We start from the raw sequence: 12,171 nt of genomic DNA, 5'->3' as shown, positions 1-12,171 counted from the left end.
GTCCGGATCTAACTGAGAGGTGCGCTGGATAATACCAGCCATCGACTCAAACCAAAGTAAATTGATTGCTGTTGTCCCAGATGTACATCTACTACAGGTACTACTTCTCCTTCGATTCTTAAATTTAAGTCACCCGAATGAAAAGTTTGCTGGGGATTTCTCAATTCTGGTATCGGTTCACTGTTGAAGTTAGGCATAGTATGGTCTTACAGATGGTTTAAAGGAAAATAACTTAGCTTAACTATATATAGCGATCTTGGTGAGTGCAATTTTCCAGACACAACTGTGAGAACATTATTAGTAAAGGGCAGGTAGACCCTGCCTTCGTTCCGTAGATTACTAAACTCAATATTGCATCTCACATTGACAAAATCATTGCGATGTGATGTCAAGTGTGTGTTTGAATTACTTACTTAAACAGAGAATAGCAGAATAGCAATAGAAGTTAGAGATGACTTGCCAAGTTTAGCAATTATTAATTTTTGCCATTAGTGAGAAGATGAATAGCTGCTCCTGCCACTGCACCATCAACTGCATCCCCAAGGGTATCTTTACGACCACGAGTCACAGCACCTGTAACAGTGCTGGCTGCTGCCCCGACTCCAACATCTTGTCCTAAATTTCGATGTTTTCTATGATACCTAGACCTCGTACCATTGACAGCATTAACAGCTGCCCCAGCAAAAGACTACCCGATAATATAAATTATCGGGCAAGATCGTTTTTGAATTTAGTTACAAAACAAATACCTAAAGCTCACTTAATTTTCTCACTTGGGCTTATTGATAATGTCCCCGAATCCATACACGGTGGTGATTTCTTCTTATCCAATGCCCAGGTATCCACCGCCCACGTCTAGCTAGCAATAATGTTCCCACTTGTGGCTTTTGAATTTCCGGATTGACAATTCCTGATAGAGCTGATGCTTCTTTAGGCATGGAAGCAACAAACAGAGGTATTGCTACTATTGCTGCAATAATTTTGTTCATGAATTTTTTCCTGAAGTCAACTTTTTACAATTCAGCCAGTTTTTGACTTAATTGCGATGAATTTAAGTAGACTAATTCATTAATTAATAGTTTTGTTTTTTTAAAGATTTTCTTTATACTTATGTCAATAATGTGTCATTAGTATGTCCGCTTTCTATACAAAAGTTAAGCTAAAAATATTTCCAAAGACAGTTGAATGCTTTAAGTAAAGGGTATATGTAATCACGGTGAAGAATTAGACCTTTGAGGTAGTAACGAAATATACGTATTGAAGTGAGAAATATTAGTTGCAATTAATACCTTTGAAATTGGGAAAAAATTCGAGAGCTGCACAAGATACCAGCATCGGATCTTCAATGGGAGGATTTGTATGTGCAACAATGTGAGCAGCAGTAACTTTTTTAAAAGTCCATGACAAATTCTCTTTTCTGGAATTAGCGATTCTTTTCACCTGAGTGTAAAAATATTCCCCACGATTCCAACGATTAGAACCTTGTTTGGCATCACAGCTATAAGTATCATGTTCACCTGAGAGAGGTTTATTGTCTTTCGTACCCAAAATTATAGTCATTGGTGTGCTGAAAGCCGTTTTTAATTCCACAAGTGGCAGTTGATTTCCAGTTTGTTTTCTTAAGCCACAGGGATACTCCATATATTTGTCAGGTACAGTATAGGAACCAGCTTCCGCAGCAACAGCTTTTCTGATCCGTGCATGAGGCATAAAAATAACCATCCGATGTACAAATTGCGCTCCAGCAGAATGACCGTATATATAGTAAGTACTTAACTGAAGTTTTTTACTTTTTTTTACAAAATCAAAAATATTTTCAATGTGTGAAAATGCCCATTGGTCTTGAGATTTTAGTCGCTTCAGAGATTTTGTAAACATATTCCCCAGGTTATAACTAGCAGATCCGGGAAAGTCCTTTTGTGCAAATTGAGGAGCAAGTAGGATAAAGTTTGGCTGGCTATCACTATTGGAACTATAGATTTTTCTCCAATCACTTCTATAATCTTTAGCATTACGTTTTTCTCCATGCATAGCAAATACTATTTGAGTATTTGAATTCAATCTCTTCGGCAGATAATAGTACACAGGAATAGACAAATCACCATCTTTAACTTGATAGACAAAACAACCCTCTCCTGTTGTTAATAATCTGGAAGTACAATTATCTTGTTCAAAGTTTTTGGAATCAGCCTGAGATATTTGAATTAAATGAGCAAAACAAAAATAAATATACTAGCAGCAATCGCAACAAATAGTTTCATAAATAAAAGATTTTAGGAAAAATTTTATCGAGGTATTCGTACTCAGTACAGCATCATTTAATGATCAATGGCAGGCTTTGTCAAACAGAGAACTTTTCGCTGCTGCGTGGTGTAGTGGTTATGATTTTTGTGATACAAGTTGGAGCATATTTCTGGAGTAGTTACCGAGCAACGAATATCTGCAAGTTGTCGCAGCCTCATTCCCAGTATTGCGATTTGACAGTAGTTGCCTCCTTTAACGCCCTTAACAAGCGCACAGTTTTCTTAACCGATCACAGATGGTCTCTATCTGGAATTACGTAAGAGCCGCTTTTTTCTCTTCAGCGCTAACTGCTGAAGCCGCTCAATTTCAGTTAATACATCTTCCGGCTTGGTTTCCATTTCTAAATCAGCAAGCTCACTGTCTTCATCATTGTCAATCCCCATTTTGTCTTGAATCGCATCAAGCATTTGTAATACTCGTGTGACTTCATGCTCTGTCAGTAGCGCAATTTGTAAATTTAAGTTTGTTCGATACTCACTTTCTTCACTCAGACGGTTTTGACTAATTAACACAAATGTTGACAGAAAAATTGCTTCCAGAGATACTACCATTGTCAATAGTCCGTAGGGGAATGGATCGAACGGATGCACGCCGATTCTTCCTGTGTTCAAAACAATCCAAGCTCCAAACCAGACTATATGTACGTAAACAAAAACTATATGTCCTGAAAAAGAGGTAATCATATCCGCAATTCGGTCTTGTAGATTTCGTTTATTAGCAGCCTGAAGTCGAAGGCGAATCAGAGTCCGAATGTTACGCTGTATGATTTTAGACAGTGCTGGATTATTGTCTTCATAATATTCAAATTCATCCTCATTCATGCCACCAAGCTTCATAATTTCGATGTCCTGTAATTAATAGTGCCTTTCAAAAATTAGATTAACTGGCCTACTTTGCTTGCTTAAACTCAAAGTCTTGAAGTCGGATTGGATTATAAACTCAAATCTTGAACTTACTGTGCTAAACCTGTTGCATTCTTGTGCCAATACATTCCCGTTACAAATCAAAATCAAGGCTGAATGTTTCTCCATCAGAATCTTCTTCTTCCTCCTCTGCAAATGGAGTTGAACTCCAAGATGTGACTTTGTTATCTTCTGTATTAGTCGGCGTGAAAGCCACTTGTTGTGTGGGAAATGCACCCTTTCTAAAAGCAAAATAGCAATCAATGATAAAGTAAAGTGTCTCTAAGTAACTTTTACCTAGTTGCTGTGATTCGGCAAATATCCGCTCCCGGTAGCTATCTTTGATCCGAACTTTTTCTGGGGTTAAGTCAAGTTTATCTGCCATTGCGATCACTTAATAGATGTAGATGCTGAATTCTTACTGCTGATGGTTTTTGCCATCTCTAAAAGCCCAAAGACATTGGCTTCTACCGGATTGTCCAGGATTTTGAAGCCGTTTTTCTCTAGCAGCTTCTTAAATCCAGGTAAGAGGCAGCCTCCACCAATCGCCCAGATTTCATCCCCTTGGTGCTTGGCATCAAGTGTCAGATTCACCACTTTCTTCAAGTATTTTTCATACCAATCTTTCAAACAAGCACTGTATATATCTTTGATATCGATGTCACGGCTGTACTTGGTATGTCCCATCTCTAGACAAAATCGGATTTTGGATGGATCTCCGATTTTTCCGCCATTTAGATGTTTCATTTTTTGGGAGATATCATCGATGAGAACTTCTACACCGATGGGGTAAGCAGTGTGAACTTCTCGTTGACCCCGGTTGTAACGAGAATATAGGGTTGTTCCATTACCAAAGTCTAAAATGGTTAATTTTTTCGGGAGTGGATGCCCAAATAATGCACCCATCCCCTCTAGTACAACTTTCAGCACTTCTACTTTCACGTCTGATTGCTTGCCAGCAAGTATTGGCTTATATTCTCCATTGAGTACTTTTTGTAATTCTTCAGCCAGACCGACATCATGTAAGCTAACGACTAATTTTAAGTGCCAAGCCTTACGGTGTGGGAGATGTGCCAATGCGCCCAACAAAGTCAACAACGCATTATTTACTTTATTTTCATTATTATCTGTGTTGCGGTCAAAATAATTTCCTGTACGGTAAGCAGACTCTCCAACTGTATAAGCAGTACCGTTAAAAATTACACGTCCTGGTACGTCTTCCATCTCGGCATTGGTTATATAGCTGGGTACACGAACTACTTCAAAACCATCGACTAAAAGTTTTAGGCTTCCATAACCGTTATCAAAGCCAGCAGGAAAAATTTTTTGCAAGGTGTGAATGTTTGACATAGGCTCCAAATAATACACTTTAATTTGTGAAAATTATCTGTTCAGATAATTTGAGGGGGCAAGGGAGAGAAAAATAAAATAACTACCCCTTTTTGATCCAGACTCAAGAGTTTATCATAACCCCTTGGGGGCTAAGTGGGGTACAAAATGTTAGTCAGTCAAATATACCCCATTTAGCACCTATATATACCCTATATAGGGGTCAGAATGTCCCCAAAGTCTTGATATATCTTTGGGGTATATATAGCCCCCATCTAACCCCCATCAAGAATTTCTGAAATCTTTTTTATCAACGCAGCAAAAATTAATTTAGATCATCGTTGACTGCTTGATTTATACTTTTTGTTGAAAAACAATTCAGTCTTGATCTTTAACTTCTTGTTGACTATGTAACGAGTGCGTTACTACTTGCTTACAGGTTCAGCTTTCTCAACTGAATTATCATTCACACCCAAAGTCAATTCCAAAGGAGTTTTTTGGGGGTAAGCTTTTACTACTTGCCGATAAACATCATAATTAGTAGGTAGTGTAGTAGTGAGAATTACTCACCCCATAAGTCATGTAGTTTACATCTTTAGATCAATTCAGGTTTACCTACCTCTTCTTGAGGTCTTTTTTGTTGTTCAACTTCATCAACACTTGGCCGCAACGGTAAAGTAGTCCACCATAATCCTTGGTCATATAGGCCAACAACTGCTCCTGGCGGTTTCAATCCATTCGGATTCACCACTGAAGTATTCGTTCATGTTTCAATGTTTTGCTTAAAGATTAGAAATGAAAGACTTCAGAATTTTGCATACGCAAAAATATGAAATTTCAGTTTTTCATCTATCTTATTTACTAGATTTTTGCTTTTTCAGCCATGTTCCTAATAGTTCTTCTACTAGATCGCTTACAGGGCGCGGTGTTCGCTTTCTCAATTCTTTTCTTTCCTCTGCTAAGACATCTTGAACTTCTAATAACATATCCAAAGGAATATATGCAGAAATTTGAGTATAGTCGGGATTGCTCCGACGACCAGCAGGCCGTCCTGGCCCACGCTTTTCATCTTGAGGTACAGTTTTATTTTTCTGAGGCAGGTTGCTTTTTGTTTTCTTTGCTACAACTGGTTGAAGCTTCGTTGCCTCTGGTATCTCTTTCAAGCCTTTCTCTATTTTGTCTGTTACATCTGTTTGTAATAAACTAGCTTGTTCTATTTCTTGCTCTTGAAGTAATTCTTGTGGTTCAGGTACTTCTTGTGGTTCAGGTACTTCTTGTGGTTCAAGTACTTCTTGCGGTTCAAGTGGTTCTTCTGTACGCTGTTCTCGCAATGCTCGAAGGCTTGCAAAGCGACCACCTGCTGGTTTTTCTTGTGTCATCAGACCATTATCTCCTTTCCAAGTTCTTCATACCCAGCCCAAGCAGCATCTGCTCTTGGGTCAGGGTAATCTTTGACGATAACACCCTCTAAAGGCGCTCTCTCAAAAGCTACTAGGCGCTTAATTTCGGCTTTAAAAATAGGAATATTTTCAGCTAAAAGCATTTCTTTTGCCTCCTTCCCAGACTGGCTTGGTGGTGGTGGAACCATCGTTAGTAAAACTTTAAAATTGGATTTCATCTGGTGCAAGATTTCAATTGTTCTTAAAAGAGCATCTAAATCTAAAGCTTTTGGTGTCGTTGGCAAGATAAGAAGATCACAAGAGTCAGCTAGCTCTTCAAGGTCTTCTTTGGTTGGTCGGGCTTGGGTGTCAATTATAATATGCTCAAACTGACGAATATATTTAGGCATCTGAATATCAGTGACTACCTTGAATGGTAGTTTCCCTGGTGCAGCCCATGTCATAGCAGAACGGTTCTGATCACCATCAACAAGTAAAGCTGCCCCCTTTCGGTTTAAATAAGCTGCTAAGTGAACAGCCGTTGTTGTCTTGCCTACTCCACCTTTGAAACTAGCCACTGTAATAATCACTATTGGTTCCTTTTGCTGAATTAGAGCTTAGACTTATAGCGTATATTAGCGGAATAGTGAAATTATACAACTTTAAAAATTTAGTTTTTCATAGTTTCAGCGTTTTGTAGTTTCGCGTATGCAAAATTCTAATATACTAAAATGGCGGTGTATCAAAAATCATAAAACTAAGGTGTTAAATAAGATTTGTTCTACCAAGTAATTTGGTTATTTTCACGTATGCAAAATTCTGATATAGCGAAACTCTGAAAAACCAAAGCTCCATATTGCTGAAATGCCGTTATAGGGTTTTCTCAAACCGAGGTTAAACAATGATATTATTTTCACGTATGCAAAATTCTGATATAGCGAAACTCTGAAAAACTAAAGCTCCATATTGCTGGAATGCCATTTTAGCGAAAAAATTTATTTGTAATCAACTCTGAGCAAATACCACTGAGTTGGAAAAAGTGGACTTGTGAATAAAGCACTCTCTCGGCGCAAAAAAGCCACCTCTACCACATCCAGGGACAGCAAGCCGCCAGATAACCAAGACCTTGAAGATATCTCTCGCCAAGTAGATCCAGCTTCAGCAACAATTACGGTTACTGCCGTTGAAGTTCCAGAATTAACCGAGCAGGAGATTCGCGATCGCCTGCACCTAGAACGGCAAGTAGAAAAAGCGTTTTACCTTGCAGGTAAGGCTTTGATGGAATTGCGAGACAGGAAGTTGTATCGAAATACCCACAAAACCTTTGAGGAGTATTGCCGAGAGCGTTTCGGTTTTGAGCGTCGTTATCCGTACAGGTTAATGGAAAGTACGGTGGTTGTAGATAATCTCATGAAAATGTGTCCTAATAGGACACAAAATGATTTAGTTATGGACACATCTGCCCCGGACTTTAGTGAAGGACAAGTGTTACCCATTAACGAATATCAGCTACGACCTTTGATTGGGCTAGAGCCGGAAGTGCAAAGACAAGCATGGCAGCAGGCCGTAGAGGCAGCAGGTGGTAAAGTCCCATCAGGTCGTGTTGTCAAAGATGTTGTGCAGCGCATCATGGAGCGTACCCAAGTACCTAATACCTACCAAATCGGTGAAGTCTGCCAAATCATAGTCAAAGACAATCCCGAACTCAGAGGAAAGGGTGGGTGTTGGGCAATTGTCAGCGCAGTGAATGACTTTAGTTGCACGGTGAAAATATGGGACGGCGAGTATGCCGTTGGGTTACAACACCTGAAGTCTTACGATTACTTGCCTGCTGAATGTGAGCAGATTAAACAAATCAGCGATCGCATCAGTCGAGTGTATTCCGATTCGCTGGAGGAGACAGTCAAAAGTCTGTTGCAGTTGTTGGGGAAGCTGAATCGCCCCTGTCTGACTGCTGTGGAAGAGAAATTGTTGAGTGTTGTAGAGTTGGAATATGAGAATGAGATAAAGTTTTAAGAATTATGGTCGTTTATTATATAGTAAGTGTGCAACAGGTTCTCGTTAGGCATCATGGTTGAAGTGTAATGCCAGATGCTCCTCATCGAAATATCTACCATCAATAAATAAAGCATCACGCTCAAAACCGAAACGCTCAAAACCCCGTGAGCTATAAAGAGAGGAAGCAGCTAAATTGTTTGTAGTGACTGTGAGAACGATCTGTCGCAGACCATTAAGCCGTCGAGCATGGGATAATGCCTCATCAAGAAGCGCGGCTCCAACACCTCGCCCTCGATTCTCAGGTAAAACATACATACTCCAGAGAGAATCAATGTGAACACGCTTCAAACGGTTCTCGCGTGAGAAGCCAAGCATACCAATAAGTTTGTCTCCATCGCTGAAAGCACCGAAAATGCCATTGACAGAATCATCATCAAGGCAAAGTCTGGCAGCAAAGTCGCTTAAAGAAAAACAGGATTCCTGCTCATAACTCGAACCAAAAGCCGTTGGCGACTCTCTCAATGCGAACAGACGCAGATCACGGTAAACGACGATATCTTGGGAGGTGAGAAATCGGATTTTCATTTCCAAATCTAGAAAGATATCTAGAATTTTTCTAAATATTGTTCAACAAAGCATAGTATACAGAATTCTTTTGTTCAAATACTTTTCTTCTTTTGCCACACCTGACACAACTTCTGCTGGGGAAAACAGACTACTAGTAGTTCGCCAACCCAAAATTGCTGGGTGGAGGTCGGCGCTTGTGCAGGGGAGCAGGGGAGCAGAGGAGAGATTTGTACAAGTTCTTTCCCCCCTGCCCCTCCGCTTGCCACCACGCAAAATTCCCTTGGCAGACTACTAGTTATAATCTAAGCTATATGCCAAGGAGGTCAGGTTTTTGATGACTGTACCTATAGAAATTCGCAAAAGAGCGATCGCTCTAGTGGAGCAATTACCTGGAGAATCTTTAGTAAAAGCAGTTGAATTTTTGGAATCCCTTTCTGATGAGGCTTTACAGGGGTCACAAACAACGATGCCTCAAGCTGGGGAAGCAGCTTTAATTGAAGTTATTCAACATCGCCTGTCTTCTGGACAACAAGATAGATTGACTTATTTACGTCAGCAAAATGAGACTGGAGAAATTACACAGACAGAGCATCAGGAGTTACTGATGTACGTTGAACGTGTTGAACAAGAAGATGCGGAACGCGCAGAGGCATTGATTCAGCTGGCTCAACTTCGCTCATGTGATTTGAAAGTGCTAATTAATGAGTTTTTACCTACACATACTAATGTAATTTGATGTCGGAGCGAGTTCCAGAATCAATTAAGCGTATTGTTGCTGCTCGTGCGCGTGGTTACTGCGAGTATTGTTACTGTTGGGAGGAGTTTGCGACACAGAGCTTTACAATTGAACATATAAAACCTCGAATTGTAGGTGGTGAAACGATTTTAGAAAATCTTGCTTGGAGTTGCTTTGGCTGTAATAGTTATAAACATACTAAAACACAAGCAATCGATTCAGAAACGGGAGAGAAAATAGCACTGTATAATCCTCGGCTACAAGTTTGGAAAGAGCATTTTAACTGGAGTGATGATTTTACAGAGGTGATTGGTAAAACGCCTTGTGGTAGAGCAACAGTTAAAGCTCTACGTTTGAACCGCTCTGGTGTTGTCAATCTACGCCGTTTGTTGAGGAGTGCAAATCTGCATCCACAAGAGTTAATAGAAGGTGGTGACTAGCTTTCACCTTTGAGGTTTGCGTTTTTTGGTTTCATCAATAGGAACAGTAAAGTATCTTCAATCTCTACAGCATCTGAAGTCTTTCAATTATTTGCCTACCGAGTGTAAGCAGATGCGGTTGGTGTGCGATGGCGGAACACCTTACTTGGTGCTATCATGGCTGCCCAAAGTTATTTGAATCATATTTAGTTAAGATAGCCAACACCAGTAAGGGGCAATTTTTTTGAAAGTAAAAAAGACCCAGATAACTGCCTGGGTCTTTGAGGTTGGGAATCATCCCAAGATTTCAATCACAGCCGCTAGAATAGCTGGGGCTTTGTCTGAAACCGGAATGAATATCCGCTTGCACCAGTTGATGATCTCGGTGAAACATCCAACAGCTAAGAGCCGCTCTGCCAGTGAGATAGCATTAACCAGTTCTATGCGAGGTTCACCAGCAATCAAAGAACGTCGCAAGGTTACACCACCCGGCAACTGCTGTGTATATCTCTCGTTCAGTACCAGCTTCACAAGTTCTTCTGGAGAAAGCAGCTGATTTCTTAGTCCAAGTTGTTCGCGCACGGTTTGAATGTCGTGAGCATTCACCACTCGACCGAGAATCTTTTGTCCATCGCTGGTTTGCAACCGGAATACTCGACTATTCTGCTGTGGTAGTATTTTCCAGATGGGTAGGAGAATACCAGTTACCAAATGCAGGTAATCGGTAGTGAACTTGGGCAGTGTGTTCACTTCAGTAGACCATGCCGCAGCAAAGGTATCAGCCGAAACCTGCCGCCAAGTGGAAGAATTCAGTTGTTCCACTATGACACGAGTTTCTTTTTGTGGACGGACGAGCAAAACCCTTGGCACAACACCACCTTCCGCATCGAATATACTATGCGTTGGAATTGTTAGCGCCGCACTACCTTTCTCATTCACCATGAATCGCCCTTGGTACTTGGCAGCAAACTCTAACATCTCATCAGCAGTTTTGATGTTGTTCTTCTGGGTGCGTTGCACTTTCAAGTAATTGGTGACGCTACCAGTTTGAGCATGAGTATATACAGCTTCCTGGCTCTCAACAGTAAACCGTTCAGCCCGCAAAGTTTCCACACCCATCTCATAGACCCCTGCCGCGATCGCTGCCTCAATCTGCTGACTTAGCAACAACTCAAACCTCCCGAAAATGGTGTTTTGCATATCGATGCGTAAAGCCAGTAGTCGGTTGAGGAATTGACGCAGGGGTGGGAGCTCGATTTTCATGCCGCCTTCATGAGAGGTTAAGCTAAGTCCGGTAATTTGCTCGAACTGTCCTAAAGGCACTTGGGCAAACCTGCCTTGATAAATCTGCTTGAACAATTCATACAAGGCGTGTTCGGCATAGTTCGATTCAAGGTTATCCTTCGTATCAAAGATGCCGTTTCCGCCAGTTTGCCGTTGACCGCGAGTAAGAGCGCCCAAGCTATCCAGCCTTCGGGCAATGGTTGAGATAAAGCGGCGTTCACCTATGACGTTAGTGGTTACAGGTCGGAAAATAGGTGCTGATGCTTGGTTTGTGCGGTGCGATCGCCCAAGCCCTTGAATTGCATTGTCTGCCCTCCATCCAGCTTCCAAAAGATAATGCGATCGCCGCCGACGATTCACAGCGTTAAGGTCAGCATGGTAACTGCGACCAGTACCACCAGCATCAGAGAAGATGAGAATTTGTTTCTCGTCCGCCATGAATGCAGCAGTTTCAGCAATGTTAGCGCCGGAACCACGCGAATCAACAAACAAACGCCCGGAATCATCCTTGAGAACTCGCTTGCTACGACCTGTGACTTCAGCCACTTGCTTGTGACCAAAATGCCACAGCAATTGTTCTAATGCGCCGGGGATGGGGTCAAGACTTGCTAACTTATCGACTAAGGCATCTCTCAAGGCTACAGCTTCAATAGAAATAACTGGAGAGCCATCGGCATCAAAGACTGGCTCGGATCTTTCTTCTCCATCCTCGCCAGAATGGATGGAATGCAGATGAATGGGGAAAGCACTCATCAAATAATCCATGACGTATTCCCGTGGAGTCAGGTCAAGATTGAGATCCTGCCATTCTTCGGGTGCAACTTCATTGAGTCGGCGCTTAAGCAACTCCTCATTAGTTGATACAATTTGAATAACAACGGCATTTTGAGCAGCTAAATCCTCTTCAATCGCTTTAATTAACTGTGGACACTTCATGCCAGTCAACAGATGGTTGAAGAATCTTTGCTTGTGCGACTCGAACTGAGATACCGCGCTCATCTTTGCAGCACGGTTGTAAGTCTTAGAACCAGAGATATTACAAGCTTCCAGGGCTTTATCTAAATTATTATGAATAACACCAAAAGCATCAGAGTAGCTATTGTAAATCCGTTCTTGCGTGGGCGTTAACTCAATTTCGAGCGTCTGATACTCCACACCCTCAAACGAGAGACTCCGCGCCAGATACAGTCCCAAAGCCTTGGTTGAGTCGATGGAGGCTATTAAGCCTCGCACCTCTCAGTTAGATCCGAACG

Annotated in this window: 14 protein-coding genes and 1 pseudogene; 3 read left to right on the top strand and 12 right to left on the bottom strand. The window is 41.3% G+C overall.

The genetic code is table 11. The features are described 5' to 3' along the window. Window positions 1-8: 8 nt before the first annotated feature. The 10 genes and pseudogenes from HWQ39_RS00190 to HWQ39_RS00145 form a co-directional block, all read right to left on the bottom strand. Window positions 9-197: a hypothetical protein gene (locus tag HWQ39_RS00190; RefSeq protein WP_292839880.1), complete on the bottom strand. Its 189-nt coding sequence runs from the start codon at window positions 195-197 to the stop codon at window positions 9-11. A gap of 278 nt (window positions 198-475) precedes the next feature. Continuing rightward, window positions 476-688 (bottom strand): annotated as a pseudogene (locus HWQ39_RS00185) (hypothetical protein); the annotation flags it as partial. Between the two features lie 91 nt (window positions 689-779). Then, complete coding sequence (locus HWQ39_RS00180; protein WP_292839877.1) at window positions 780-989, bottom strand: hypothetical protein; 210 nt, start codon at window positions 987-989, stop codon at window positions 780-782. A 283-nt stretch (window positions 990-1,272) separates the two neighbouring features. After that, entirely contained in the window at window positions 1,273-2,061 is a 789-nt protein-coding gene (locus tag HWQ39_RS00175) for a hypothetical protein (RefSeq protein ID WP_292839874.1), read from the bottom strand. A 485-nt stretch (window positions 2,062-2,546) separates the two neighbouring features. After that, window positions 2,547-3,140 (bottom strand): DUF1003 domain-containing protein, encoded by a 594-nt coding sequence (locus tag HWQ39_RS00170; RefSeq protein ID WP_292839871.1) that lies wholly within the window; start codon window positions 3,138-3,140, stop codon window positions 2,547-2,549. 160 nt (window positions 3,141-3,300) lie between these two features. Then, window positions 3,301-3,591, bottom strand: a complete 291-nt coding sequence (locus tag HWQ39_RS00165) for a hypothetical protein (protein WP_292839869.1) — start codon at window positions 3,589-3,591, stop codon at window positions 3,301-3,303. A gap of 5 nt (window positions 3,592-3,596) precedes the next feature. Beyond that, a complete protein-coding gene (locus HWQ39_RS00160; RefSeq protein WP_292839866.1) occupies window positions 3,597-4,556 on the bottom strand; it encodes a ParM/StbA family protein in 960 nt (319 codons plus the stop codon). A 574-nt stretch (window positions 4,557-5,130) separates the two neighbouring features. After that, on the bottom strand, window positions 5,131-5,286 hold the full coding sequence (locus HWQ39_RS34325; RefSeq protein WP_366932205.1) for a hypothetical protein: 156 nt from the start codon (window positions 5,284-5,286) through the stop codon (window positions 5,131-5,133). Window positions 5,287-5,389: 103 nt separating this feature from the next. Next, window positions 5,390-5,914 carry a hypothetical protein gene (locus HWQ39_RS00150; RefSeq protein WP_292839863.1) on the bottom strand — a complete coding sequence of 175 codons (525 nt, stop codon included), beginning with the start codon at window positions 5,912-5,914 and terminating at the stop codon, window positions 5,390-5,392. Then, window positions 5,914-6,504: a ParA family protein gene (locus tag HWQ39_RS00145; protein ID WP_190944375.1), complete on the bottom strand. Its 591-nt coding sequence runs from the start codon at window positions 6,502-6,504 to the stop codon at window positions 5,914-5,916. The genes HWQ39_RS00150 and HWQ39_RS00145 overlap by 1 nt, the downstream gene beginning before the upstream one ends. 457 nt (window positions 6,505-6,961) lie before the next feature. On the opposite strand from HWQ39_RS00145, the gene HWQ39_RS00140 reads away from it, so the two are divergent. Next, the gene (locus HWQ39_RS00140; RefSeq protein ID WP_292839854.1) at window positions 6,962-7,930 is read left to right on the top strand and encodes a hypothetical protein; all 969 of its coding nucleotides are present in this window, start codon (window positions 6,962-6,964) and stop codon (window positions 7,928-7,930) included. Window positions 7,931-7,975: 45 nt separating this feature from the next. Here HWQ39_RS00140 and HWQ39_RS00135 read toward each other — a convergent pair whose 3' ends face one another. Beyond that, entirely contained in the window at window positions 7,976-8,497 is a 522-nt protein-coding gene (locus HWQ39_RS00135; RefSeq protein ID WP_292839851.1) for a GNAT family N-acetyltransferase, read from the bottom strand. Window positions 8,498-8,813: 316 nt separating this feature from the next. Between HWQ39_RS00135 and HWQ39_RS00130 the strand changes: the two genes are divergently transcribed. Beyond that, window positions 8,814-9,215, top strand: coding sequence for a hypothetical protein (locus HWQ39_RS00130; RefSeq protein ID WP_292839848.1), 402 nt, complete (start codon window positions 8,814-8,816; stop codon window positions 9,213-9,215). Continuing rightward, window positions 9,215-9,655: an HNH endonuclease signature motif containing protein gene (locus tag HWQ39_RS00125; RefSeq protein WP_292839845.1), complete on the top strand. Its 441-nt coding sequence runs from the start codon at window positions 9,215-9,217 to the stop codon at window positions 9,653-9,655. Before HWQ39_RS00130 ends, HWQ39_RS00125 begins: the two co-directional genes overlap by 1 nt. 273 nt (window positions 9,656-9,928) lie before the next feature. On the opposite strand, the gene HWQ39_RS00120 is transcribed toward HWQ39_RS00125, so the two are convergent. Continuing rightward, window positions 9,929-12,151, bottom strand: a complete 2,223-nt coding sequence (locus tag HWQ39_RS00120) for a strawberry notch C-terminal domain-containing protein (RefSeq protein WP_292839842.1) — start codon at window positions 12,149-12,151, stop codon at window positions 9,929-9,931. Window positions 12,152-12,171 lie beyond the last annotated feature (20 nt).

Origin of the sequence: Nostoc sp. NMS8 (assembly GCF_017115045.1) — a bacterium.
GTDB lineage: Bacteria > Cyanobacteriota > Cyanobacteriia > Cyanobacteriales > Nostocaceae > Nostoc.
Note: the sequence above shows the minus strand (reverse complement) of the source record. Positions and strands in the feature narration are given on the sequence as shown.